At 63.6% G+C, this 26,022-nt stretch carries 21 protein-coding genes and 1 pseudogene; 18 read left to right on the forward strand and 4 right to left on the reverse strand.

Annotated elements, in window-relative coordinates:
- Window positions 1–27 precede the first annotated feature (27 nt).
- Genes urtB through P8T11_RS21165 form a run of 6 tightly spaced genes read left to right on the forward strand, consistent with a single transcriptional unit; the run spans window position 28 to window position 5,125 of the window.
- Window positions 28–945: an urea ABC transporter permease subunit UrtB gene (urtB, locus tag P8T11_RS21140; RefSeq protein ID WP_268080190.1), complete on the forward strand. Its 918-nt coding sequence runs from the start codon at window positions 28–30 to the stop codon at window positions 943–945.
- Between the two features lie 10 nt (window positions 946–955).
- Entirely contained in the window at window positions 956–2,077 is a 1,122-nt protein-coding gene (gene urtC, locus P8T11_RS21145; protein WP_268080189.1) for an urea ABC transporter permease subunit UrtC, read from the forward strand.
- Window positions 2,074–2,817 (forward strand): urea ABC transporter ATP-binding protein UrtD, encoded by a 744-nt coding sequence (urtD, locus tag P8T11_RS21150; RefSeq protein WP_268080187.1) that lies wholly within the window; start codon window positions 2,074–2,076, stop codon window positions 2,815–2,817. The genes urtC and urtD overlap by 4 nt, the downstream gene beginning before the upstream one ends.
- A 14-nt stretch (window positions 2,818–2,831) precedes the next feature.
- On the forward strand, window positions 2,832–3,524 hold the full coding sequence (gene urtE / locus P8T11_RS21155) for an urea ABC transporter ATP-binding subunit UrtE (protein ID WP_050448136.1): 693 nt from the start codon (window positions 2,832–2,834) through the stop codon (window positions 3,522–3,524).
- Between the two features lie 29 nt (window positions 3,525–3,553).
- On the forward strand, window positions 3,554–4,783 hold the full coding sequence (fmdA, locus tag P8T11_RS21160; RefSeq protein ID WP_268080186.1) for a formamidase: 1,230 nt from the start codon (window positions 3,554–3,556) through the stop codon (window positions 4,781–4,783).
- A gap of 9 nt (window positions 4,784–4,792) precedes the next feature.
- A complete protein-coding gene (locus P8T11_RS21165) occupies window positions 4,793–5,125 on the forward strand; it encodes a zinc ribbon domain-containing protein (RefSeq protein ID WP_268080185.1) in 333 nt (110 codons plus the stop codon).
- Here the strand turns inward: P8T11_RS21165 and P8T11_RS21170 are convergent.
- Window positions 5,115–6,002 carry an AraC family transcriptional regulator gene (locus P8T11_RS21170; protein WP_418910324.1) on the reverse strand — a complete coding sequence of 296 codons (888 nt, stop codon included), beginning with the start codon at window positions 6,000–6,002 and terminating at the stop codon, window positions 5,115–5,117. The two genes, P8T11_RS21165 and P8T11_RS21170, sit on opposite strands and share 11 nt — an antisense overlap.
- A 284-nt stretch (window positions 6,003–6,286) precedes the next feature.
- Here P8T11_RS21170 and P8T11_RS21175 point away from each other — a divergent pair, with 284 nt between their 5' ends.
- A complete protein-coding gene (locus P8T11_RS21175; protein ID WP_268080183.1) occupies window positions 6,287–7,027 on the forward strand; it encodes an SDR family oxidoreductase in 741 nt (246 codons plus the stop codon).
- Window positions 7,028–7,236: 209 nt separating this feature from the next.
- On the opposite strand, the gene P8T11_RS21180 is transcribed toward P8T11_RS21175, so the two are convergent.
- Window positions 7,237–8,127 carry a LysR substrate-binding domain-containing protein gene (locus P8T11_RS21180; protein WP_268080182.1) on the reverse strand — a complete coding sequence of 297 codons (891 nt, stop codon included), beginning with the start codon at window positions 8,125–8,127 and terminating at the stop codon, window positions 7,237–7,239.
- Window positions 8,128–8,275: 148 nt separating this feature from the next.
- On the opposite strand from P8T11_RS21180, the gene P8T11_RS21185 reads away from it, so the two are divergent.
- Together P8T11_RS21185 and P8T11_RS21190 are read left to right on the forward strand one after the other, a co-directional pair.
- Window positions 8,276–8,671 (forward strand): RidA family protein, encoded by a 396-nt coding sequence (locus tag P8T11_RS21185; RefSeq protein ID WP_127183183.1) that lies wholly within the window; start codon window positions 8,276–8,278, stop codon window positions 8,669–8,671.
- 1 nt (window position 8,672) lies between these two features.
- Entirely contained in the window at window positions 8,673–9,848 is a 1,176-nt protein-coding gene (locus P8T11_RS21190; RefSeq protein ID WP_268080181.1) for an NADH:flavin oxidoreductase, read from the forward strand.
- A gap of 578 nt (window positions 9,849–10,426) precedes the next feature.
- On the opposite strand, the gene P8T11_RS21195 is transcribed toward P8T11_RS21190, so the two are convergent.
- On the reverse strand, window positions 10,427–10,972 hold the full coding sequence (locus P8T11_RS21195; protein ID WP_268080180.1) for a hypothetical protein: 546 nt from the start codon (window positions 10,970–10,972) through the stop codon (window positions 10,427–10,429).
- A gap of 99 nt (window positions 10,973–11,071) precedes the next feature.
- Entirely contained in the window at window positions 11,072–11,659 is a 588-nt protein-coding gene (locus P8T11_RS21200; RefSeq protein ID WP_268080178.1) for a TetR/AcrR family transcriptional regulator, read from the reverse strand.
- A gap of 644 nt (window positions 11,660–12,303) precedes the next feature.
- Between P8T11_RS21200 and P8T11_RS21205 the strand changes: the two genes are divergently transcribed.
- The 9 genes and pseudogenes from P8T11_RS21205 to P8T11_RS21240 all read left to right on the forward strand — a co-directional run bounded on the left by P8T11_RS21205 (window position 12,304) and on the right by P8T11_RS21240 (window position 25,828).
- Complete coding sequence (locus P8T11_RS21205) at window positions 12,304–13,563, forward strand: nucleotide sugar dehydrogenase (RefSeq protein WP_268080177.1); 1,260 nt, start codon at window positions 12,304–12,306, stop codon at window positions 13,561–13,563.
- Between the two features lie 39 nt (window positions 13,564–13,602).
- Window positions 13,603–16,083, forward strand: coding sequence for a hypothetical protein (locus P8T11_RS21210; RefSeq protein ID WP_268080176.1), 2,481 nt, complete (start codon window positions 13,603–13,605; stop codon window positions 16,081–16,083).
- Window positions 16,080–18,152, forward strand: a complete 2,073-nt coding sequence (locus P8T11_RS21215; RefSeq protein WP_268080175.1) for a glycosyltransferase — start codon at window positions 16,080–16,082, stop codon at window positions 18,150–18,152. Before P8T11_RS21210 ends, P8T11_RS21215 begins: the two co-directional genes overlap by 4 nt.
- Before the next feature lie 79 nt (window positions 18,153–18,231).
- A complete protein-coding gene (locus tag P8T11_RS21220) occupies window positions 18,232–19,389 on the forward strand; it encodes a polysaccharide biosynthesis/export family protein (RefSeq protein ID WP_268080174.1) in 1,158 nt (385 codons plus the stop codon).
- A gap of 7 nt (window positions 19,390–19,396) precedes the next feature.
- The gene (locus tag P8T11_RS21225; protein ID WP_268080172.1) at window positions 19,397–20,734 is read left to right on the forward strand and encodes an ABC transporter permease; all 1,338 of its coding nucleotides are present in this window, start codon (window positions 19,397–19,399) and stop codon (window positions 20,732–20,734) included.
- Window positions 20,735–20,743: 9 nt separating this feature from the next.
- A pseudogene (locus P8T11_RS29145) lies at window positions 20,744–21,459 on the forward strand (ATPase).
- Window positions 21,395–22,612 (forward strand): sugar ABC transporter, encoded by a 1,218-nt coding sequence (locus P8T11_RS21230; protein ID WP_268080169.1) that lies wholly within the window; start codon window positions 21,395–21,397, stop codon window positions 22,610–22,612. Before P8T11_RS29145 ends, P8T11_RS21230 begins: the two are co-directional and overlap by 65 nt.
- Entirely contained in the window at window positions 22,605–24,530 is a 1,926-nt protein-coding gene (locus tag P8T11_RS21235) for a tetratricopeptide repeat protein (RefSeq protein ID WP_268080168.1), read from the forward strand. Before P8T11_RS21230 ends, P8T11_RS21235 begins: the two co-directional genes overlap by 8 nt.
- 131 nt (window positions 24,531–24,661) lie before the next feature.
- Window positions 24,662–25,828, forward strand: a complete 1,167-nt coding sequence (locus P8T11_RS21240) for a pectate lyase family protein (RefSeq protein WP_268082304.1) — start codon at window positions 24,662–24,664, stop codon at window positions 25,826–25,828.
- Window positions 25,829–26,022: the final 194 nt, after the last annotated feature.

Here is a 26,022-nt window from a genome sequence, read left to right on the forward strand (position 1 = left end):
CGCCCTTTCCACTGCCGGGAGCCATCCATGGAATCCTTTTCCGATCTCGGGGCCATCCTGCTGATGCAGGGCTTCAACGGTTTATCGGTCTTCAGCGTGCTCTTGCTGATGGCCTTGGGCCTGGCGATCATCTTTGGCCAGATGGGCGTCATCAACATGGCCCATGGCGAGTTCCTGGCGGTGGGCGCCTATTGCACCTATCTCTGTTCCGAACTGGTCCAGCAGTACGCGCCCGGGCTGATGCCGGCCTACTTCTTCATCGCCATCCTGTTCGCCTTTGCCGTGACCTTCGGCCTGGGCTGGCTGGTCGAGTGGCTGATGATCCGTCATCTCTACCGCCGGCCACTGGACACGCTGCTGGCGACCTGGGGCCTGTCGCTGGTGCTTCAGCAAACGCTGCGCTCGCTGTTCGGCCCGCGTGAAGTCAGCCCAACGCTGCCCGACTGGCTGATGGGTTCCTGGCAACCGCTGGACGGCGTGGACATCCCCATCAACGGCCTGTTCGTCATGTCCATCAGCATTCTGTTGACCGGCGGGCTGCTCCTGGCCTTGTTCCGCTCAACCTGGGGCCTGCATGTGCGCGCCACGGTGCAAAACCGCGCCATGAGCGGCGCGGTCGGCATCGATACGAAGCGCGTGGACCGTGTGACGTTCTCGCTGGGCTGCGGCATCGCCGGCATTGCCGGCGCGGCCTTCACGACCATCGGTTCCACCGGCCCGACCAGCGGCTCGCTCTACATCGTCGATACCTTCCTGACGGTGGTGTTTGGCGGCGCGGCCAGTCTTTTCGGCACCATCGCGTCAGCCTTCGTCATCGCGCAGACGCAATCGATCTCGGAATTCTTCCTGACGGGTTCGATGGCAAAGGTGCTGACCCTGTCGGCCATCGTGATCATTCTGATGCTGCGTCCGCAAGGCCTGTTCAGCATCAAGGTACGCAAGTAGGGGGCGCATCATGCAGAAATTCTTTCGCAATGTCGTGGGTGGGCGCGAAGGGCTGGCCGGGCTGGTGATACTGGCGCTGTTGCTCTTTGTGGTGTTTCCGCTAAGCCTGGACGTCTTCCGGCTCAATCTCATTGGCAAATACCTGTCCTATGCCTTTGTCGCACTGGGCCTGGTGCTGTGCTGGGGCTATGGCGGCATCCTGAGCCTGGGCCAGGGGGTGTTTTTCGGCTTGGGCGGTTATTGCATGGCCATGTTCCTGAAGCTGGAAGCCTCGACGCTGGAGGCCACCAAGATTCAGTCCACGCCCGGCATCCCGGACTTCATGGACTGGAACCAACTGACCTCGCTGCCCTGGCTCTGGGTGCCCTTCAAAAGCTTCTGGTTCACCTTGATGGCGGTACCGGTGCTGCCCTGCCTGCTGGCCTTGATTCTGGGCGTGGCCATGTTCAAGCGCCGCGTGGGCGACACTTACTTCGCCATCGTGACGCAGGCCGTGGCCCTGATCCTGTCGGTGCTCATCATCGGCCAGCAAGGCTGGACCGGCGGCGTCAATGGCATCACCGATCTGAAGACGCTGCTGGGCTGGGATATCCGCACGGACAGCGCCCGGCTGGTGCTGTATTTCATCAACGGCGTGCTGCTGTTTGCCTGCATTCTGTTCGGCCGCTACCTGCTCTCGTCCAAGCTGGGCAAGCTCTTGATGGCCATGCGCGACAAAGAAGAGCGCGTGCGCTTCTCGGGCTATGACGTCGCCAGCTTCAAGGTCTTTGTCTTCTGCGTGGCCGCCGTGTTCTCGGCCATAGGGGGCGCCATGTTCACCTTGCAGGTCGGCTTCATGTCGCCATCCTTCGTGGGTATCGTGCCTTCCATTGAAATGGTCATCTTCGCCGCGGTTGGCGGCCGCCTGTCCCTGCTGGGCGCGGTCTACGGCACGCTGCTGGTCAACTTCGGCAAAAGCTATTTCTCGGAGGCTTTCCCGCAGCTCTGGCTGTTCCTGATGGGCGGCCTGTTCATCGCCGTCGTGATGGCCTTCCCTAATGGGCTGGCTGGTCTGTATCAGCAATACGCCCAAAAACGCCTGACGCGCAAAGCATCGCGCCGGCAGGCGGATGGCGCCACGGAGGCCGCATGAACCCCTCAGAGTTCGCCTTGTACATCGAAGGCCTGACCGTCTCGTTCAACGGCTTTGTCGCCGTCAACGACCTCAACCTGTATGTTGATCAGGGAGAGCTGCGCGTGGTCATCGGCCCCAATGGCGCCGGCAAGACCACGCTGCTGGATCTGATCTGCGGCCGCACCAAGGCCACCGCCGGGTCCATCCGCTTCAAGGACACGGAGCTGACCGGTCTGGCCGAGTATGAAATCGTGCGTGCGGGTGTGGGCCGAAAATTCCAGACTCCTTCCATCTACGAAACCCTGTCCGTGCGCGAGAACCTGGAAGTGTCGTTCCCGGCCGGGCGCAGCGTGTTTGGCGCGCTGACCTTTCGGCGTAGCGCGGCCGTGATCGAACGGGTCGAGCAGGTGGCCGAAGAGATCTTTCTTGCCGATCATCTGGACCGATCGGCGGAGCTGCTCTCGCACGGCCAAAAGCAATGGCTGGAAATCGGCATGCTGCTGATGCAGGAGCCCGAGCTGATGATGCTGGACGAACCGGTGGCCGGCATGAGCGTGTCCGAGCGCGAGCGCACCGCCGAATTGCTCAATCGAATCAGCCGCAATCGATCGCTCATCGTGATCGAGCATGACATGGAATTCGTGAAGAACATCGCGCACAAGGTCACGGTGCTGCACCAGGGCCGTGTACTGGCCGAAGGCAGCATGGACAAGGTGCAGTCCGATCCGCGCGTGGTTGAAGTCTATCTCGGCCACTGAGGCCAGGAGGCAATATGTTCAATATCGCTGGCCTGGTTTCAGGCTATGGGCAAAGCAAAGTCATCCACGGTGTCGACCTGGCCGTGGCGTCCGGTGAGATCGTCGCCGTGATGGGCCGCAACGGCATGGGCAAGACCACGCTGTTCAAAACCATGATGGGGATGCTGCCCACCATGCAGGGCTCGATCTTGCTGGACGGCAAGCCGCTTGAACGTCTTGAGAGCCATCAGCGCGTGCGCAGCGGAGTGGCTTACGTGCCACAGGGCCGCATGATCTTTCCGACGCTGACCGTTGAAGAGAACATCCGTACCGGCATGCGGGGGCGGGCGCTGCGCGACACGATTCCGGAAGACATCTACGCCCTGTTTCCGGTGTTGCACGACATGCGCGGCCGGCGTGGCGGCGATCTGTCGGGCGGGCAGCAACAGCAGCTTGCCATCGCCCGCGCCCTGGTCACCAACCCGCGCGTGCTGCTGCTGGACGAGCCCACCGAGGGCATACAGCCGTCCATCATCAAGGACATCGCCCGCAGCCTGCTGGAGATCCGCAAGCTGCGCAATCTGGCCATTGTGGTGTCCGAACAAGTCTTGAGTTTCACCATGCAGATCGCCGACCGGCTCATCGTGATCGACAAGGGCCGCTTCGTGCACGAAGACCCGCGCGAGCGCGTTGACGAGAAGACGATCAGCAAATACCTGTCTGTCTGAAGTCGTTGTCCATCTCAAAGGAGCATGACATGCCTGAAACCCTGATCAAGGTCGACCTGGCCCAATCCCCCTACGAAAACGAAGGCGTGCACAATCGCTGGCATCCCGATATTCCCATGGCAACGTGGGTCAAGCCGGGCGATGACTTCGTGCTTGAAACCTACGACTGGACGGGCGGCGCGATCAAGAACGATGACGATGCCTCTGACGTGCGCGATGTGGACCTGTCCACGGTGCACTTCCTGTCCGGCCCGGTCGGCGTCGAAGGCGCCGAGCCCGGTGATTTGCTGGTGGTGGACCTGCTGGATATCGGCGCCAAGCAGGAAAGCCTGTGGGGCTTCAATGGCTTTTTCAGCAAGAACAATGGCGGCGGCTTTCTGACCGAACACTTTCCCTCGGCGCAAAAATCGATCTGGGATTTTGAAGGCATGTTCACGACCTCGCGCCATATCCCTGGTGTGCGCTTCGCCGGCCTTATCCATCCGGGCTTGATCGGCTGCCTGCCGGATCAGGCACTGCTGGACACCTGGAATGAGCGTGAACAGAAGCTGATAGACAGCGACCCGGAACGCGTCCCGCCCCTGGCCAATCCGCCCGCGCCCAAGACGGCGCATATGGGCAAGCTCAAAGGGGCCGAGCGGGATCGTGCCGCCGCCACCGGCGCACGCACCGTACCGCCGCGCGAGCACGGCGGCAACTGCGACATCAAGGATCTGTCGCGCGGTTCCCGGGTGTTCTTTCCGGTCTACGTCGACGGTGGCGGCCTGTCGGTCGGTGACCTGCACTTCTCGCAGGGCGACGGCGAGATCACCTTCTGCGGCGCCATCGAAATGGCGGGCTGGGTGCATATGCGGGTGTCGCTCATCAAGGGCGGCATGGCCAAGTACGGCATTCGCAATCCCATCTTCAAGCCCAGCCCCATCACGCCCAACTACAAAGACTATCTGATCTTCGAAGGCATTTCGGTCGATGAAAGCGGCAAGCAGCACTATCTGGACGTGCACATCGCCTATCGCCAGGCCTGCCTGAACGCCATTGAATACCTGAAGAAGTTTGGCTATTCGGGCGCGCAGGCGTATTCGATATTGGGCACGGCGCCGGTGCAGGGCCACATCAGCGGCGTGGTGGACATTCCCAATGCCTGCGCGACCTTGTGGCTGCCGACCGAGATCTTCGACATCGACATCCAGCCCAATGCGCTGGGCGACGTACCCCAGATAACGCGTGGCATGGACATGCCCATCGCCAAAGACCTTTAAGGAGGCACCATGCCGCTCTATGACTATCGCTGCCAGGACTGCGGTGAGTTCTCGGTGCTAAGGCCCTTGTCGCAATGGCGTGACCCCGCGCCTTGCCCTGATTGCGGCGGCGCCTGCGAGCGCTTTGTGAGCGGCGCGCCAGCGGTCTCGGCGCTGTCTTCGGCAATGCACCGCGCCCGCGCCGTCAACGAACGCGCCGCCCATGAACCCCGCAGCACCCGCGGCGGCCACGGCATGGGTTGCGCTTGCTGCTCAGGCACCAAAGCCACCGGCCGAACACGCCAGACAGCGGACGGCGGCAAAACCTTCGCCGGCGCCCGACCGTGGATGATCAGTCACTGAAAGTGGGCGGCGACAGCGTAAAAGACTCGCGCATGTCGCACGCCTCTTCAATGGGCGTTCTTCCAAACAGGCGCTTGAATTCCCGGCTGAATTGCGAGGTGCTTTCATAGCCCACGCGCCCGGCTGCGGCGGCGGCGGTGACGCCGTCGCGGATCATCATCAGGCGTGCCTGATGCAGGCGGGTGGACTTGATGTACTGGATGGGCGAGGTCTGCGTCACCGTGCGGAAGTTTGCGTGAAACGCCGGCACGCTCATGCCTGCTTCTTCGGCAAGGTGCGTCACATTCAGCGGCGCGGCGTAGTCGGCGTGGATGCGCTTCAGCGCTTTTGCGACGCGGCCGAATCGCCCGTGGTGGGCAAGCGCCGCGCGCATCGCGCCGCCCTGTTCGCCCGTCAATACGCGGTAGCAGATCTCGCGCACCAGGCTGGGGCCAAGAATCTTGGCGTCCCTGGGCACCGTCAACGCCTCCAGCAGCCGCACTGTCGCGCTGGCCAGATGCTCGTCAAGCTTGGTGGACACCATGCCGTTGGGGGGCTCGTCGGGCAGACCCGTGGCGCCGATCTGCGTGATCAGGTCGCTGAGTGCAAGCAAATCCAAACGGATGGATACCGCCAGCATTGGCTCTTCTGGCGAGGCCTGCGTTTCCGTTGAGAATGGCAGCGGTACCGACAGCACCAGGTAGTGCTGTGCGTCGTAGATATAGACCTCACTGCCCAGGAAGCCCAGCTTGCGGCCCTGGCAAACAATCACAATGCTCGGTTCGTAGAGCACCGGCGTGCGGCCCAGCGGCCGATCAGAGCGCATCAGCCGAACGCTTTCCAAGGTGGCCTGCGTGTAGCCCTCGTTAGGCGCCAGCTTCTGAATAAGGCTGATCATCTTGATCGAGGCGGGGGAGCGGACTGTCGACACCGCGGTCTCCTGATGGTTCGCGATAGCCGAAATTCTAACTGCACTCAGAGCAGGGCGTCAGTATGAACGATAGGAATAGGCAATAACGGCATTGGTCCGTGTATTCGCCTGGAAGCGGGTGATCCCTATCATTCACTTAACGGCACACAAGCAATAACCCTTCATTCAGGGCCGTAATCAGGCAACGGCGGTTCCAGGGGTCACCGTGGGCGTCGTCGGCCAGATTCGAACCAACGATAGGAGTATGCAACATGGCACGCAATTCAAACGAATCCAAAGTCATTCTGATAACGGGCGCCAGCAGCGGTATTGGCGAGGGCGCCGCCCGCTTGCTCGCGGCACAGGGCCACCGGCTTGTCATTGGCGCGCGCCGCACCGACAGGTTGGCCGAACTGGCTCAATCGATTGAAGCGGCCGGCGGCGTTGTTCGCTATCGCGAACTGGACGTGACCTCGGCCGACGACACGGCGGCGTTTGCGCGCTTCGCGCTTGACGCGTTTGGCCGCATTGACGTGCTGGTCAACAACGCAGGGGTGATGCCGCTCTCGCCGCTCAACGCGCTGAAGGTCGACGAGTGGAATCGCATGATCGACGTGAATGTGCGAGGCGTGCTGCATGGCATCGCCGCCGTGCTGCCGACGATGGAAGCGCAAGGCCAGGGCCAGATCATCAACATTTCGTCGATTGGCGGCTTGGCGGTGTCGCCCACCGCGGCGGTGTACTGCGCGACCAAGTTCGCGGTGCGCGCCATCTCCGACGGGCTGCGCCAGGAAACGGACAAGATCCGCGTCACGGTGGTGTGCCCCGGTGTCGTGGAATCCGAGCTTGCCGACACTATCTCCGACGACTCCGCGCGCGCGGCCATGCAGGAATTCCGCCGCATCGCCATCACGCCGGATGCCATCGCCCGCGCCATTGCTTACGCGGTCGAGCAGCCTGCTGACGTCGACGTGAGCGAGATCGTGGTGCGGCCTACGGCCAGCCCGTACTGAACGCCGCTGGCAGGGCTGACAGAAGCGCTGACGGCAGAAGTGGCCGAGCTGGGCATCCGTGCAACCGTGGTGTGTCCCGGCCGGCGCGCCCGACTTCCTGAGCAGCGACGCATTGGCCGTCTTCAAACATAAGTCATTGATTTAAAAGCGTTTTGGATGGTTTTTGTTTTTTTGTTCAAAACCATCCAAAACGCAATGAAATCATGGGCTTAGCTGTTTTCAGCGGCCTGCGCACGCAACCACGCCGCCACCGTCTGAACCGGCGCCGAAATCGGCCTGTCGGCATACATCGCCAGGTGATAAGTGTGCCCATCAATCTCGGGCCCGAATGGCTGCACCAAATGGCCGGCCGCCAACTCGTCGGCAATCAACGCCAGGCTGACCAACGCAATGCCATGGCCAGCGACAGCCGCTTGTATCGCATGCCCCTCATCTGAAAAGCGCAGCTGGCTCGCCTGTTGCGGCAGCGGCAACTGCGCGACGGCGAACCAGCGTTCCCAGGTGGGGTTTTCAGGATGGGCCTGCTTCCAGTCGAAACGGATCAAGGGCACGCGCGCCAGATCCGCCGGCGATGTGGCGCCCAGACGCGGGTTCGCCACGGGGGCGAAGCGGTCGGTGAACAAGGGTTGCGTGACCAGGCCGGGATAGGGCCCACGGCCGTAGCGGATGGCGATGTCGACCACCGTGGATCGCAGGTCGGCAAGCTCGTCGCTGGCTTGCAACTGCAAGTCGATGCCAGGATGCTGGCCGCGGAAATCGCTCATGCGTGGCACCAGCCACTTCACGGTGAACGCATTGGTGGCCGAGATGCTGACTTGAATCCGCGTGCGCTGTTGTGTCAATCGGGCGAGCGTGGCCTCGAAGGCATCGAAGCCGTCGCGCAGCACCGGAAACAACTGCGCGCCCGCTTCAGTCAGCGCCACCTTGCGCACCTGGCGGTCGAACAGCGCCAGCCCGGTCTGGGCTTCCAGTGCGCGAATCTGGTGGCTGACGGCGGTTGGTGTTACCGCCAGTTCGGTGGCGGCGGCCTTGAAGCTGCCCAGGCGGGCGGCGGCTTCGAAGGCGCGCAGCGCAGACAGCGGAAGGGTGCGGCGGTGCATGGCGGCGTGGGCTGATAGATGAATTTATCTCTTCTTATAGCTGACAATTGAACCTTTGTCAGGGGTGCGGCGCATTTCTACAGTAGAGGCATGGATCGGTCATCTACGGCTGATCTTTCAACCATCTACAAATGAGGAAATATTCATCATGCTGAAACGTGTCACGACCCAACCCGACAACTACGCGCCCTTCCTGCTGTCGCAGGGCATCCAGTTCGGCAATCTGCTGTTCATCTCGGGCCAGGCGGGCGCCGCCGATGACGGCAAGATTGTGGAAGGCGGCTTCATGGCGCAAGGCGAGCAGGCGTTCTCCAACCTGCGCCGCGCGCTGGAAGCCGGCGGCTCCAGCCTGGACGACGTCATCAAGGTCACCATCTTCGTGACCGACATGGGGCACTTCAAAGACGTGGTGGCCCTGCGCCGCCGCTTCTTCTCGGCACCCTATCCGGCCGACACCATCGCCGAGATCAAGGCCTTGTACGACCCCGCCGCCATGATCGAGATCGAAGCCATTGCGGCCGTGCGCCACCAAGAGGGCGACTGATATGAACACGCCTGTCGATCGCCCCGTAAGCAATACGCCGACCGCGCACGCGGGGCTGTTCGCGCCGCTGCGGGTAGGCACGGCGCTGAGCCTGCCAAACCGGCTTGTTGTCGCGCCCATGACCCGGGTCAGCGCCACGGCGGATGGCCACGCCACGACGTTGATGGCCGATTACTACGAGGCCTTCGCGGCAGGCGGCTTTGGCCTGGTGATTACCGAGGGCATTTATACGGACAAGGCCTACGCACAGGGCTATCTCTTTCAGCCGGGGCTGGCCGACGACGCGCAGCGCGATGCGTGGCGCGCCGTGGTGGATCGCGTGCACGGCCAAGGCGGCCGCATCGTGGCGCAGCTGATGCATGCGGGCGCGCTGTCGCAGGGCAACCCCTATCGCGACACGGCCAAGGGGCCTTCGGCGGTGCAGCCCAGGGGGCAACAGATGGCCTTCTATCGGGGCGAAGGGCCGTACCGCATGCCCGCAGCCATGTCGGCCGATGACATCGCCGAAGCGATCGACGGGTTTGCGCAAGCCGCGCGCCGGGCGCAAGAGGCCGGGTTCGACGGGGTAGAGATCCACGGCGCCAACGGCTATCTGCTGGACCAGTTTCTGACGGCCCATACCAACGTGCGCGATGACCGCTACGGCGGCAGCCTGGACAAGCGGCTGCGCCTGACGGTGGATGTCATCCAGGCGGTTCGGCAGGCCACGTCGGCGCCATTCGTGGTGGGGGTGCGTGCCTCGCAAGGCAAGGTGAACGACTTCACGCACAAGTGGGAAGGCGGCGAGGCCGATGCGGCGCATATCTTTCGCACGTTGGGTGCGCAGCCTATCGACTACCTGCACACGACGGAATTCGAGGCCTGGCGTCCTGCCTTCGGTGAGCATGGTGCAAGCCTGGCGGCCCTGGCGCGCCAGCATGTTTCCGTGCCGGTGCTGGCGAACGGTTCCTTGCATGACGCCACGCAGGCCGAAGGCATGCTTGCCCGGCAAGAGGCTGACTTCGTGTCGCTGGGCCGGGGGGCGCTGACGCACGCCGATTGGCCCGCTAGGCTGCGCGCGGGTGCGGCGCACGAGACCTTTGATCGTGGTCTTCTTGCGCCAATTGCTGACCTGGCCAACGCGATTCGGCATCGGGCGCAGCGCCAGCCTTCTGTTGCGGACGCGGCGGCGGGTTAGACACCTCGCCTTCGGTGCCGCTGCGCAGCTTCTCCGCCTGGGTCACCGGGGTAACCGTGGCGGACGTGGGCTGCGCTGCCGCGCTCAAGGGCAGCGGCAGCATTGGCGGCACGCCCACCACGAAGCGATACGGCAACTGCGGCAGCAGGCCTTGGATGGTGCCCAGGTCATTGGCCGCGTCGGCGCGCACCTGCAAGGCGGTCTGTTCGGCTCGCAAGGCCCGATTGACCTCGATGGCATGCGCGTCCAGCCGGGCTTGCTGGTCGTGAAAAGCCTGGATGGCCAGCTTCAAACAGTGGGCGGTGTACTGGTCGCGCAGCGAGTCCGTGGATGCGGCAGCGTCATCGGATTTGATGCGGGCAACTTGCCCGGCAGCTGGGGCCGACGCCGCTGCTGTCGTTTGCATCGCTGCCTGAACCCGCGTGAACTGCTGCGCCTGCGGACGCGCCGCGAGCTGGGCACGGTAGGGGTCCGGAACCGTGTCGATGCGGGTGTGGCCAATCGGGTCAATGGCGCTGGAACTCATGGCAACTCCTGATCTGGGTGTGACGAATCACGTTGTGTGCCTTTGCCAGGCGTCATGAACGGCTGGGAACACCGGGCGCTGCTCTGCGGCCGCTGATCGTTGCCTTCGCGGCGCGTCGTTGCATACCGATCCAGATCAGTTGCGCCACCGAACCCACCAGAAACACCGCGAACCACGTCGCCAGCGCACCGCGCACCAAGGGGGACTGCGGGCCGTCGGCAAGCGGATGCGAGACGGGCAGCCGTGTCAGCGTTTCCGCGATGCCCGGCACGCACATCAGGAAATAGCTGAATGAAAACCCAAGCTGCGACAGATAGGGATGCGCACGCGACAGCAGGGGCAGCCGCGGTACGAGCAACGCGCCCGCCACCGACAGCAGCGCCAGGATGCCCAGTGCGTGCCCGACATTGAAGCCGCCGGAACTGGACAGCCCGAACGACGTCAGCACCGCAATCAGCAAGCCGCCCAGATAGATCTTGCCGGTGCGCGTGGCGCTGTCGATGCCGCGATAGCGCACAAAGCTGTACGCGCCCGCGGCAAGAGGCACCAGGCTGATGAAGGTGTGTGCGGCCCCCAGGGTGGAAATGGGATGTGGCATGGGGAGGTCTCCAAAAGAAAATCAACCGACTAGTTGGTTGGTGTGTAATTTAAAAAAAGCGCACCCACTTGTGACCTGCGGGTGCGCGTCCTGCTGTGATCAGGTCGAAGCGGCCAACTGCTTGATGGCCGCGGTTGAAATCGTGGCGAATACCTTGGGGTCACCCAACGCGCGCGCGGTCAGCATCGCGCCGTGCATGGTCGACATGAAGGCTTGCGCGTCTGCCTCGGCGGTGTCGCGCAGTTGGAACTGCCCTTGCGCCACACCGCTTTCCAGCACCGCCGCGATCCACGCCGTCAGTTCGCCGAAATAGGCGCGCACCTCGTCCGCAATGGGCGGCGGAATCATCGGCAATTCAGCGGCCAGCATGGCGCAGATGCACATCGGCATCGTGCCCTCGCGGATGCAGGTGGCCCAGTAGTCCGCATAGGCGGTCAAGCGCGCACGCGGGTCCGGCACATGTTGGTCCAGGGCCGCCAGGCCCTGGCGGGCCTGCGCGCGGTGATGCGACACCACGGTAAGGACCAGGTCCGCCTTGGTGGGGAAATGATGATGGATGCTGGGCTTGCCGATATGCACCCGTTCGGACACATCGGCATAGCTGAACCCGTGATAACCGCCGGCGCCCAGCAGTAGCCGGGTCTGCTCGACGATCTCAAGGGCGCGGGGGGAAAGCTCTAAGCTCATGGGTAACAACTCTGGTCTGCTGAAAAAAAACGAAGCGCCGGGGAACGCAACGGCGCAAGGTCGGCTGAAGTCTACGCGTGGCAGCCAATCTACTAGTTGGTCGGTTACGTTGTCAAGCGGTGCCGCTACCGGAAGGCTCGCGCCCAGGAGGGGCGCATGGCTAGCACGACGCCGTTACCTGAATTAGAAACTGATAATATTTTTTTCAGTTATTAATTAATAACCGTTGCGCGAGTGGATATTATGGCGCTGAGATAACGCCTTTCAGTTTCGTGAATAAATAATAAAAAACACGAATTCCAATATTCACTAACAACTCCGCGACATCGCTATGTTGCAGTTTGTGTAATGAATGTAATTATTTGAGGGAATCTCCGGGGTTTATTACGGAGTTCCAGACTTATTTGCACAGCAAAATAAATCTTTAGAAAGAAAATTGCTGTTCAGCGCCTCTACGATTCGTCTGCTCGTCACCCAGCACTCTGATTTGGGTATCGAGACGTAACAATCCCCCTAGCAATAAGTCCGCCCAAGCGAGGCAAAAGTAAATCGATTTCGCGTCGATTTTTTGTCTTTTGGGCGTCGATTTCTAGTGTCCCAGACACGACGAAAACAGTGAGGCCCCCGTGGTAAAGAGAATCGCAGTGTGTGGCCTTGGTTATGTCGGCCTGCCCGTGGCAGTCGCATTTTCCAAGCGCTTTGATGTCATCGGCTTTGATGTGGACAAGCGGCGAATCGCGACACTGAAAGAGGGACATGACTGGACTGGCGAGATCGAACGTGACGCATTGCTGGCGTCCCCCATGACCTTCACCGACCAGATCTCTGAGCTGGAAGGTTGCGACTTCTTCGTGGTCGCCGTCCCGACGCCCGTGGACGAAAAAAACAACCCTGACTTTTCCCTGCTGGTGCGGGCGTGCCGCTCGATCGGCCCCGTGCTGCGTCCGGGTTGCATCGTTGTCTTTGAATCCACCGTGCACCCCGGCGCCACCGAGGAAATCTGCGGACCCGAGCTTGAAAAAGTGTCGGGCCTGCGCTGCGGCGTCGACTTCAAGCTGGGCTATAGCCCCGAACGCATCAACCCGGGCGACCGCGAGCACCCGCTGGAAAAGATCGTCAAGATCGTGTCCGGCCAGGACGAAGCGTCGCTGGAAATCATTGCGGGCGTCTACGAAAAAATCATTGATGCGGGCGTGCACCGCGCCTCGTCCATCAAGGTGGCCGAAGCCGCCAAGGTGCTGGAGAACACCCAGCGCGACATCAACATCGCGTTGATGAACGAGATGTCGAAGATCTGCGACCTGGTTGGCATCCGCACGTCGGAAGTCCTGAACGCCGCCGGCACCAAGTGGAACTTTCTCAAGTTCACGCCGGGCCTGGTGGGTGGCCATTGCATCGGGGTCGACCCGTACTACCTGACCTCCAAGGCGCAGGAGCTGGGTTACCACCCCGAAGTCATCCTGTCGGGCCGCCGCATCAACGACGGCATGGCCAACCACGTGGCCTCGCGCATCGTGCAGAACCTGGCCCGCGCCGGCCGTCTGAATGCGTCGACCCGCGTCGGCATCCTGGGCATGACCTTCAAGGAAAACGTGCCCGACATCCGTAATTCCAAGATCGTCGATCTGTACAAGGCGCTTGGCAACTACGGCATCACCCCCGTGGCGTGCGACCCGATGGTTGATCCGGACCAGATGGAGCACGAATACGGCATCCAGCTCGTCAAGCGCGAAGACTTCCGCGACATGGACGTGCTGATTCTTGCAGTTCCGCACCGCGAAACCATGGAGACCATCTGGGAAGACATGCCCACCTTGGTCAAGAGCGGAGGCATGGTGTGCGACTTGAAGTCCGTGCTTGATAGCAAGCGGCTCGCCTCCGACCTCTTGTACTGGACTCTTTAAGTTCAGGCTCGCTATCCCTCACTACAGGAGAGACCCTGAATGACCGCATTTACCATCGCTCCGATCGGCACCTGCCGCATCCACACCCCGCTGCGCGACGCCGTGGGCCGCTACCCGATCAAGCTGCAACTCGGGCGCAACTACGGCTTTGTGCATACCAGCACCGAGGCGCTGCAGCAGGCGCGCTTCATGTTCGGCCAGACCGATATTCCGGCCGACGTGCAACGCCTGATCTTCCGCCCGTCCAATGGCGAGCAGGCTCGCCGTGGCACGCACAAGCCGGCCGACCTGTACATGGTCGAGCTGTCTTCGCGCAAATTGCTGACCATTGACGGCTACCCCATCCAGTCCAACTACCTGGGGCGCTACTTCAGCGAGTTCTTCGCCGACCGCACGCGCACGCGGATGTTCTGGTCGATGGCCCACGCCGACCGCCTGGCCGAACGCCGTGCGCTGCTGGACCAGGACCCGGTCTTCAAGAGTCTTTCCCAGGACGACCGCGAGCTGCTGGCCCGCATCGTCAAGCGCGACCTGACGGACGACGAGATCGAAGGCGAAATGCGCCAGCTTGTCGACCTGCTGGGCCACGACAAAGTGGTGTTCGTCACGCACGTGAACGCTTTGACGCCGGACAACGTGCCGATCGAACAGCGCGCGCAATTGATTGCCGCGGTGGCTGCCGGTGCACAGCGCATCGGCGTGCCTTGCTACGACCCGACGCCGCTGATGAACAAGATCGGCCAGGCCGATGCCATGGAAGACGGCGGGCTCGACCTGACGCATTACACGCAGACGTTCTCCGAGCGCCTGTACGCCGAGTGGTTCAAGAACTACATGCGTCCGCGCATGAGCACCGCCACGACGCAGCCCGCCGCGCCCAAGCTGGGCGCGGAGGAAAGCGCCGAGCGCATTGAAAAGATCTGGGAATCGGGCGACCTGCGCGAAGCATCGCGCCGGGTGCGCGAAGTGCTGCGCCGCCATCCCGGCCTGCCCGAGCACACGCTGCTGTTCGCCCGCATTCAAGAAGAGCTGGGCGATTACGAAGGCTCGCTGGCGCTGCTGGGCAGCGCGGACGGCGCGTTGGCCTCGGGCAGCAAGGCCGAGCAGGTGCTGATGCGCAATCACTTCAATCTGGGCCGCCACGACCTGGCGTACTCGCTGGCCGCCGGCCTGCTGGGCGACGAAATCGAAACCCCGGAAATCGTGCGCATCGCCGCGGTATCGGCGGGGCAACTGGGCTATGTGGACGAAGCGCTGGGCAACTGGAAGCAACTGTTCCGCATTTCCTCGCCGGACGAGGCCAGCGCGCTGGAAGCGGCCGATACGGTGCTGTCGCTGCTGCAGGCCAGCGGCGACATGGAAGCGGTGCTTCGCTGGGTTCAGGAAGTGCGCGCGGCCATTCCGTCGCACGGCCGAGGCTTTGCGGTGCTGTGGCGCGACAGGCTGTTGAATGGTGACCGCGCGGGGCTGCGCGCCCTGGCGTCCGAGTCGCCCGCGCTGGAAGACGTGGTGGCGCTGGAACTGGTCAAAGAGGCCTCGTGGCGCGGCTGCATCCTGGCGGCCGCCGCGTTGGCCGTGTCTTGCCGGCTGGCCCAGAGCGAGCGGGAAGACATTCGCGCCTGGTTGCTGTCGCAATCGTCCGCATGGGCCGAAGAGGGCACGCGCGCCCTGGAAGAAGGGCGCCTGCGTGATGCGGCCGAACGCATCTGCGCGCACCGCCTGCTCAACCCCGATGCCTTGACCGCCCTGCGCTCGCAGCGCGCGTTCGAACGCGCCATGCGCTTGGGCGTGCGCGCCGCGCTGCTGGCGGGCAACCACAAGGAAGTGATCGACCTGACCGACATCGCGCTGGACAGCCAGGTGGACTTTCCCGAGCTGGATGCCATGCGTGGCCGCGCGGCCGACGCCCTGGGCGACAAGCAGACGGCGATGCACCATCTTGAGCAAGCCGCGGCGGAAGAAGCCGCCCCGCTCAGCACGCAGTTGTACTTTGCCCGCGTGGCATTCAACGGGGGTTGGTTCGGCGAAGCCATCGACGCCTACAAGATGGTGCTGGCGCATGCCTCGGCCGACCAAAGCGCCAAGGACGAAGCAGAACGCCAGCTTGGCAGGCTGGGCCCGCGCGCCATCCGTGGCGCCCGCGAAATCCTGGCCGCCGGCGATCATCGCGGCGCCTGGAACCTGCTGGAGCGCGTGGCCCAGTCGTGGCCGGCCATGACCGAGGTCGAACACGAAAAGCGCCGCATCATCGCGGTGCTGTATGCCGAAGCGCGTGCGCTGGATCCCGCCAGCACCACCGAGCGCCTGGCGCTGGGCGAACGCATTCTGCAACTCGTTCCCACGGATGCCATCGGCCTGCGCCTGGCCGCCGTGGGCGCCATGCGCCTGCATCGCTTCGAGCACGCCCTGCCTTACTGGCGGCGCCTGAAGGAACAGTCCGACAACCCGGCGCAGTACGACCATTACATCGACCGCTGCCTGGCGTGGATTGAAAAGGCCAACCGCAGGAAGGCCGCATGAACCCGCCACTGACAGCCGAGCGGACTGGCGTAATGTCCGACCTTCAATGGGTGCACGCCCAGTTGGAGGAGATCGTTGCGGCGTCGGTGCGGGTTCAGGTCGCCCAGGAAAACCTGCCGCGCGCCGAGGCGCTGGCGCGCGATCACCTGGAAGACTCCAAGGTGCGCTTCCTGCTCCTTCGACTGAAGGAGTCGGCGGGCTTGAACGAGGGCATGGCCGAGCAGTGGGCCAAGCTGTTGAAGGAATGGCCGGACGATCTTCAGATCGTTCGCTACTGCGCGACGCGCCTCGTGAAAGAACGGCATGTCGACGAGGCCATGGCCTTGGTCGACCGCCATCTGCCCGAGTCGTCGGAGAACCCCACGCGCTTGTTCGCGCGGGCCAAGCTGCTGAGCGACATCCGTGCGCATGCGCAGTCGGACGCGCTGTTTCGCCGCTTGATCCTGCAACACACGGATCGCAATATCCGCGTCGAATTCGCCAAGCGCCTGCGCAAGCGCGGCTTGCTGCTTGAAGCCTATGAGGCGATCCGGCCCGTGGCCAGCCATTTGGCGCCGGGCAGCAAGGCGGCGGAACTGGCCGAGGGCCTGGCTCGCGACTACGCCTTCTATCGCGGCCTGGAACCCGAAGGGGCGCTGGCGGGCAAGGACATCCGGATCGTGTCGATGAAGCATGCGATCCTGCATTTTCGCAATCGACAGATTGCCGAGCAGCCGCCCGAAAAACCGATATCGGTGGCGCTGGTAACGGGCAGCCTGGGACCAGGCGGCGCCGAACGGCAATTGACGCGGCTGGCTGGCGAACTGACGCGCATGGCCGAATTGCCGGATCAGGTATTGCCCGGCAATGGCGCGGCGCCCGTGATGCGGCCGGAGAAGGTGGAGGTGATGGTCAAGCAGCACACCGAGCCGTCCGGGTCATCCAAGAAGCAGGGGCTGGACTTCTTCCTGCCCGTGCTGGTCAAGGCGCAGATTCCGGTCACGGAAATCAATCGCTTGCCCGCCGTGTCGGTGGCGCATCAGTCCGTGCCCGATGGCCGCCTGGGCCGCCTGCTGGAACAGTTGCCGCCGCCCGTGCACTATGGCGTCACGCGCCTGGCGCCGGTCTTGCGCGCCAACCCTTTCGACGTGGTCAGCCTGTGGCAGGACGGCACGTGCCTGTTCGGCGCATTGGCCGCGCTGCTGGCCGGCGCCCCGACCATCCACCTGGTGTTTCGCGGGCTGCCGCCGAACATCCGCAAGGATCGGTTCCGCGAGGAATACCCCGAGCTGTTCCAGGCGCTGGCGCAAGTGCCCGGGGTGTATTTCGTCAGCAACAGCCGCACGGCCGCCGAGGCCTATGCGGACTGGCTCGGCATCCCTATCGTGCGTTTTCACGTCTTGTACAACGGCGTGCCGGACCTGGCGGTCAATGCCTCCCCCGCGGATGAAGCCAAGTGGGAGGCCTTCAAGGAAGGCACCAGCGACGCGACTGAAACGATCGGCGGCGTGTTCCGCCTGGAGCCCGACAAGCGCCCGCAACTGTGGATCAAGCTTGCCGCGCTTTATCTGAAGCGACGACCGCAGGCGCGCTTTGTCATCGTGGGCGACGGCCGTCTGCACGACAACATCGTCGCGCTGGCGGAAGAGCTGCGCGTGCAAGACCGGTTGTTGCTGGTTGGCCTGTCGAACCACGTGGGCTACTGGTATTCGCAAATGGACGCCAGCGTGCTGCTGTCGCGCTACGAAGGCTTGCCCAACGTGCTGATCGAGGCGCAGCTTCTGGGCGTGCCGGTGATCTCCACACCGGCCGGCGGCGCGGGCGAGTGCTTTGTCGAGAACGAGACGGGGCACCTGCTTTCGGATGTCGAGCACCCGGACATGCACGAGGCCTGCGACAAGGTGGAGTCGATGGTCGACCTGGCGCGCACCAACCAGGAATTGAAAACGCAAAGCCGGCAACGGGCGCAGAACCTGTTTTCGCTGGACGCGATGTTGTCCATGTTCCTGAGTCTGTGCGTGCCCGTCATGCCCGTCTCCGAGAACGATGAACGCGTCGACTTCGTGCCGATGCAACGGATGCTTGCCTGATGGGCAGCTTTGAGCGGCTGATCAGCGGTTGCGCTGATCAGCCGCTCATTCTTCCGAGGTCTTAAAGGTTAAGGTTTTTATGCAAATGAACGTCCCGGCTCCGAGCCTGCGGCGCAACGCGGCAATCACCCTGATGGTGCTTGCCGCCCTGTCACTTACGGGATGCCAACTGCCGCGTTCCGGTCCCATGTTGAGCGAGATGACGGGGGCGCACGACGACAAGGACGTCATCGTGATGCCCGCCTCGCGCGAGCTTGTGCAGGAAAGCAGGGTGCCCGACGTCGCGGACTTTCCGGTCCGTTACCGCGACCTGACCGAGGCGGGGTTCGACCGCCTGGTGCCGGGCGACGGCATCAACGTGAAGGTGTGGGAGCGCGGCGGCCTGGGCGTGTTCGCCGCGGACCCCTCTGGCGTGAGCGACCTGGGCAACCAGCAGATCGACCGGTCGGGTAACGTCTATTTCCCCATCATCGGCAAATTCCAGGCCGGCGGCCTGACGCTGGCCCAGTTGCACGATCGCGTCGTGCAGCGTCTGGCCAAGCTGGTCGTGGGCGCCGACGTCAGCGTGACGCGCGCCGCCGCCGAGCGCGGCCAGATGGTCACCGTGCAGGGCAACCTGACCAAGCCCGGCATGTACCCCATCACCCAGACCTCGCAACGGCTGAGCAGCGCGCTGGCGCAGGCCGCGCCCGTGCAGACCAACCCCGAGCAACTGGTCATCAGCCTGCGCCGCGACAACCAGGTGGCGTCCGTGCGGCTGTCGGACATCTACCGCAACCAGAACAACGACATCCTGCTGCGGCCGGGCGACGTCATTACCGCCTACGATTCGCGGGAGTACCTGACGGTGCTGGGCGCGGCCGGCACGCAAGGCCGCGTGGCCATCAGCAAGCGCAACTACAGCGTGCTGGACGCGCTGGCTGATTCGCGCGGCCTGGACGACAAGCTGGCCGACCCGCGTTCGGTGTTCCTGTTCACGCCGGCGAAGGCGGGTGTGGAAGGCAAGCCGGACATGCTGCCGGTGGTCTACCAGTTTGATCTGACCCGTCCGGAACAGGTGGCGCTGGCGCGTGAATTCACCGTGCACGAAGGCCAGGCCATCTACATTTCGGATGCGCCGTTTACCCAGGTCCAAAAGGTCTTGTCGGCATTCCGCGTCACCATGAGCGCCGGCTTCAGCGCCACGCGCGCAATCGACAGCGATTCGGGCGGCAGCTCTACCGGCGTGACTCAATAGCGTGTCGATGAGCAACGAGGACCGGATCAAGGGTTGGCGCTCGCGCCGCAAGGACAGTAGTTACGCGGTAGGGTCCGGGGTCGCCGCCTGGCGGCTGGACCCGGCCGTGCTGTTTGAAGCCAAGGCGCCGCCGGCCGTCTTGTTCAAGCCCTTGCTGGCGCGCCTGCAGGGCGAGCCACACGATTCCGTGGCCGCCCGCCGGGCGGTGTACGAGGCCGTGCAGGCGGAGCTGGATGCCGAGATCGCGCGCAGCAAAGCCGATGAGACCGTCGCCGATTTTTCACGGCGCCGGCTGCGCATCATCGTGCGTTTGCTTGAGCAGGACATCCGCGCGGGTGTCGATGTGTTCGCGCCGGGCTACATGCCGGCCAAGCTGGTGGCGGAAGACCAACGCCTGGCCGATGCGCATGCGCGGCGCGTGGAGCGGCGCAAGCAGGACGAGGCACGCGACGCGCGCCGCCATGCGTCGCGCAACGACATCGCGCTGGAAGTCGAGCTGCCGCGTGACGAGGCCGCTGATCTGGCGATCCTGCGGCAACACCTGCGGACGCTGCATGACGGGCATCACCCACGCATGGCCGAACACCGACCCGTGGGACGCACCCTGCTGGCGCTGTTCGTGTTTCAGTTGCGCGTGATCCACGGCGAAAGCCGCATCGCTTTGCTGTGGGCCCTGGTGGGCCCGGTGGTGCTGCTGACGCTGATTTCGTCGCTGTACATCCTGATGGGCACGCACTACATCCTGGGCATGGATGTGCAGACGTTTTCGCTGCTGGGCGCGACCACCTGGATCATGTTCCGGCAGATCATTTTCAGAAGCAGCGCGGCCTATATCTCGGCGCGCGGCATCTTGAATTTCCAGGGGGTGACGCCGCTGATGTGCGCGCTGGTGCAGTCGCTTATCTACCTGTCGGTATACCTGGTGGTGTTCGCGATATTGATCAGTGCCGGCCACGCGCTGGGGTTCATCACGCTGCCGATAAGCTGGGGCGGGTTTGTGCTGTTTGTCGTGCTGATGGGATGCTGCGGCTCGGCCATGGGCTTGCTGTTCGGATCAATTGCCACCTTCTGGCATTTCTTCTTGCGGCTGGCGCCGGTGATCGAGCGCTTCTTGCAGATTTTCTCGGGCGTGTTCTTCGTGTCGGAACAGCTGCCCGAGCATCTGCGCCCGTGGATCCTGTGGTCGCCGTTCGCGCATGGCATGCAGCTGTTGCGCTCGGCCTACTTCGAGGCCTACGACTCGACCGACGCCAGCCTGGGCTACTTCCTGACCTCGTTGGTGTTCCTGATGGTGGTCGCCTTGGCGGCCGAGCGTCTGGCCCGCCCCAATATCCAGCCGATGTGAGGCAAGAAGATGATTCATCTGAACGGCGTCACCGACGAGCCCTTTGCCTTTGGCACCAGGCAGGCGCTGCTGGCCAACGTCACCCTGGACATACCGGTGGGGCGCTATGCCTTGCTGTCGCCCGCGCCGGAAATGCATCGCCAGATTATCGATGTGCTGTGCAACCTGCGGCCGCCGCGCCAGGGCTTTGTGAAGCACGACGGCAATGTGTCCTGGGCCATCGGCCGGCAAGGCTTCATTCGCGGCAAGGCAAACGGCCTGAGCATGATCGACTTCGTCAGCGAGATGTACGAAATCGACGCGGATGCCACCTACGAACTGGTGGCCGACCTGGTCAGCGACCCCAAGGTCCTGGCCAAGCCCATGGAGCATTGGCCGCTCTACGCACGGCAGGAATTTTCGTTCGCACTGGCGCTGGCGCCGGCGTTCGACGTGTATGTGATCGAAGGGTCCATCCCTTTCGAGCCCTGCCGTTTCACCCGTCTTTGGCTGGCCCTGTTCGAAGAGCGGCTGATTGGCCGGACATTGATTTTTTCCAGTTATCGCCAGAATCAGTTGGCGGACTATTGCCTGAAAGGCTTGATTTATGAACGAAGCAACCTCCGGATCGAAGACGACCTCGACCAATGCATCAGCCGGTTCCCCCAAGACGATCAAGGAATGAATCCGGCAGCGCGGGCGACGACGTCTTCGGAGGCTTCGAGGACAGCCAGCTCGGCATCTGAAGGCGGGTCCGAGATCGAACGCCGCCGTCTGGAACGGCAGGCGTCGATACGCCAGCGCCGCCGTCACCGCTGGATCAATGCGCTGATTGTCATTGCGCCGGTGGCCTGCGCCCTGGTCTACGCGCTGGTCATCGCCACGCCGCGCTACGAAGCGGAATCGCGCTTCTTCGTGCAGGCGGGGTCCGGCCAGCAAGGCGGCGGAGGCGGACCGGCAAGCCTGCTCACCACCGGCAATATGGGCGGCATGCTGGGTGGCTTCGTGGACGGCTGGGCGGTGGCCGACTTCCTGAAATCGCGCGATGCCATGCAGCAGCTGGATCAACGCGTCGGCCTGCGCCAATACCTGGTGCATGCGGGCGTGGACCCGCTCAACCATCTTTCCGAAGACTCAAGCAACGACGCTCTTTACCGTGCCTATCAGGCGGCGGTGCACGTGTCGTTCAACGCGCTTGAGCAGATCGACGTGCTGCGCGTCAGCGCGTATTCACCCGACGACGCCGCCACCCTGTCGCGGGCGCTGATCGGGATGGCCGAGGAGTTCGTCAGTTCAATGAACAAGAAAGGCGTGGCCGACAAGCTCAAGGTCAGCGAAGAATCGGTCAGGCTTGCCGAGCAAAAGGCGCTTGCCGCCCGCGAGGCGCTGACGGCGTGGCGCACCACGCATGGCAATATCGACCCGACCGCCACGGTGTCGATGCTGCTGAATTTGTCTAGCCAGCTTGAAACCGAGTTGAGCAGCGCGCAGATCAATCTGGACAAGATCCGCGCGCTGGGCAACAAAGACCATTTCATGCTGAAGCCCGCCCAGATGCAGGTGGTGGCCTTGAAGAAGCGGATCGAGTCGGTGCGCCGTCGCTTAAGCGGCCAAGGGAATACGGAAGCCAAGCAGCTCAAGTCCTACGAGGCGCTGAGAAATACCCAGGCCTTCGCGGATTCGAACCTGACCTTGGCGCAGCAGTCGTATCAGCAGGCCATGACGGATGCGCTGCGCTTGCAGCGGTATCTGTCCATCATTGCGCAACCGGTGCCGACCGATCGTCCGAGCAGCCCGCGTACCGCCATCCTGCTGCTGCAAGCGCTGGCGCTGGGATTCGTGTTGATGTTCATCACCCGCGTGGCGATGGCATTGTTGAGGGGGCTTCGCCATGGTTGAAAATTCCGTTGAAAACGCGGTCGATCCTGCTGTTGCGGCGCGCCGCGCGCAGGCCGACGCTACCGCGCGGCTGCGCGCGGTCATCAAGGAAATCCTGGACGCTGACGACCCCGCGCGCGACATGGCCAAGCTTGCGCCCGCACTGGCGCAGCTTGGCGATGGCTGGCGCGATGTGCGCCGCTTGCTGGTTTCACCTTACATGCGGGAAGGCCGGCTTGCGCTTGCCATCGCCGCGCTTGAGGTGCTGATTGCCGCCTACCCGCTGCGCGCCGACGAACGCCGCACGCTGGCCAGCCTGTTGGGGCGCACCGAGCAGTGGGAACGCGCCATCGCCGAGGCTGACGCCGCCGCCGCGCTGGCGCCGGCATCCGCGGCCATGCATGCCGCGCGGATCCAGTTGCGGGTGCAGGCAGGCCGTGTCGCCGAGGCCGCCGACGTCGCCCGCGCCACGCTGGACATCGCGCGCGCCGAGCCCGGCGAAGCGCACTTCTGGATGCTGGCCTTTTCGCGCAACGGCGACGCGGCCGACGCGGCCGGTATCGCGGCGACGCTGGACCCGAACAAGCTGCCGAACGAGCGCGTGGCGACCGTTGCCGTGCGCGCCTTGATGGACGATGACCGCGCCGAGGCCGCCATCCAGCTGGGCAACGCGGCGCTGGCTGCGGGACACGACAGTGCCGCCTTGCGTTCTTCGCTGGGCCTGTCGCACCTTCGGCGCAGCACCGAGGACGATCGCAAGGTGCATGCGCTGGCGCACTTCGAGGCGGGCTTGCGCGCGGCGCCGACCGACGTCAGGCTGCTGACGCTGTACGGCGAAACGCTGCTGCGCGCCGGCCGCTACAAGGACGCCGTGGCACCACTGGCGCAGGCCATTGAACTGGCGCCGGACCTGGAGCAGACGCGGGCGCTGTATGCACGCGCGCTGCGCTACACCTTGCAGTACGACGAAGCCGCCGATCAGATGCTGACGTTGCTGGAGAAATCGCCCGAGAAGCGGCTGTGGCAGCGCGCGGCCATCGGGGCCTTGTCGCAGGCGGGCCGCAAGCAAGAGGCCGAGGCGCTGTACGACAAGTACGTCGCGGCGCGTAGCGAGCAACTGCCCGCGACCTTCCAGGAAGCCATGCGCCAGATGGAAGCGCGCCTGGATTCCGCACCCATTCCACAGGCGCGCCTGGACTGGGCCTGGGCGCTGCGCGGTGACAAGGAGATTGATCGCGAGCAATGGGAACGCCGGGTGCGCTGGGGCCACATGATGGACCACCTGCTGTTCGACTGGCTGGAATGCCGCGAAGACAGCGTCGAAGAAGCCATGCAGGTGCTGGGCGAGCTGGACACCGGCGAACGCTTTTTTGCGCCGCTCCTGGCGGCTGGCCGGGGGGTGGTGGTGGCCACGGCGCACGTTGGCCCCATGTATGCCGGGTTGATGGCGTTGGAATTGCTGGGCATCCCCTCGCGTTGGCTCGCGACGGCGCCCAGCGTTGCCCAGAGCAGCTACGCCACGGCCTTGATTTCCACCGCCGACCAGACCGAGGCGCAGGTGGCCAAGGCCTGCATGCGCGCACTGAACTCGGGTTACGTGCTGTGCCTGGCCATCGATGGCGCGGCGAACCCGGCCGCGCCGCGCACCACGTTCGAAGGGCAGGACGTTACGTATTCCAGCTTCGCGTCGCACCTGGCGCATCGGCTGGGCGTGCCGTCGGTGTTCTACGTGCCGCGCTGGGAAAACGGCCACGTGGCCTATACGCTTGAAATGCTGCCGGCCGCCAATCCCGGCGAAGACGCCGAGGCGTATGCAGCGCGCTGGCAGAAGGCTTATTTCGAACTGCTGCGGGAACACCTGGCAGGCCCGCCTGAGAACCTGCGCGCAAGCGGCGGCATCTGGCGCCATGTGAAACCGGCGGATCGCTCCGCGCAGTGACAAGGAGGGCGGATATGCTGCCAGGAAGGAAGTCAGGAAGGAAGCCATCGCGTTGGCTGCGGGCCTGGGCCATCCGGGCCTGGGCCATCCGGGCCTGGGCCATTCAGGCCTCGGTCATTCTGGCCTTTGCCATGTTGGCGGGTGGCACGGCAGCAGCCAGTGAAGCCTGCGCCTACCCGGATGAAAGTTGCGCCTGGGTCTCGTCGCTGCTGCAACAGCGCGAAGGCTACGGCGCAAAGGCCACGGGTGGTCTGGGCGGCAGGCTGATCGAGGTCACCTCCGACCAGGACGCGGGGCCAGGCACGCTGCGCGCCGCGCTGGCGCAAGCCAAGAAGGGACCCACCTGGATCCGCTTTGCGTCCGACATGACGATCGTGCTGAAGAAGCAGCTTCGCGTACCGTCCAACACCACGATCGACGGACGCGGCAAGCGCGTCACCTTGATCGACGACGGCCTGGGCGTGTATGGCAGCCAGAACGTGATCCTGACGCACCTCACGATAGATGGCCGCCTGAATCGGCTGACGCAGGCAGTGAACGTGGCCAATGGCAGCCGCGACGTGTGGGTCGATCATATGGATCTGTCGCGCATGTCCGACCGGCTGCTCAACGTAAAGAATGGCTCGACCGACGTCACGATCTCATGGACCAAGTTCCATAACTCGAACAAGGTCATGCTGCTGAACAACATCACGTCCAAGGACCTGTTCCACAACTACGAGCGCGACGCCATCGCGCGCGTGACGCTGCACCACAATTACTTTTTCAATACCGTGCAGCGCAACCCGCGCGGGCAATTCGGCACCTTCCACCTGTTCAACAACCTGCTTGAAAACTGGGACTTCTACGGCATGAGCTTCAGCCTGGAAGCGAAAGCGCTGGTGGAAGGAAACATCTTCAACAACGACACGAAGCGCAAATGTGTCGAGCCCGAATTCTTCCCCACGGTGGAAGGCATCAACGTGAACTACTGCCGCTACATTCCCATCGCGTCCGGGCGCAGTGCGCTGAGCAACGGGGAGTCGGATCGTGGCGCGTACGAAAAATTGAAAGCGGTGCATGGCTACAAGCGTGACTACAAGGCCTTCTTGCGCTTGAAAGACAACCTGTACCTGGGCGATGCCAAGCCCGTGCTTCAGGACTATCGCCCCGAGTCGGCTCCCACGCCGCCGTACTGCTACAGCTACGAGCGGCCAACGCCTGAACTGGCTGAGAAGATCCGCAAGTTCGCCGGCAACACGTCGGGGGATACGCCCTTGCCGGTGTCACGCAGCGGGGCTGGGTGCGCGAAGCCGTAGTGCGGCGAAGTAGCCGCGCCGTGGCGTAGCGCGGCAGCCCCTAGGGAAACCACGGGGTTATGCCGCGTTACGCCGTTCTCCTAAAATAATTCCTGTCTCCTTTTCCAGGGAGACCGACCCGGTAAGTTCCAAAGACGCAACTGCCGCAGCGGTCGTTCAGCAATTCTCTTGTCGACAACGACGTCGACATTCTG

The sequence above is a fragment of the Achromobacter spanius genome (assembly GCF_029637605.1).
GTDB classification, from domain to species: Bacteria; Pseudomonadota; Gammaproteobacteria; order Burkholderiales; family Burkholderiaceae_B; genus Achromobacter; species Achromobacter spanius_E.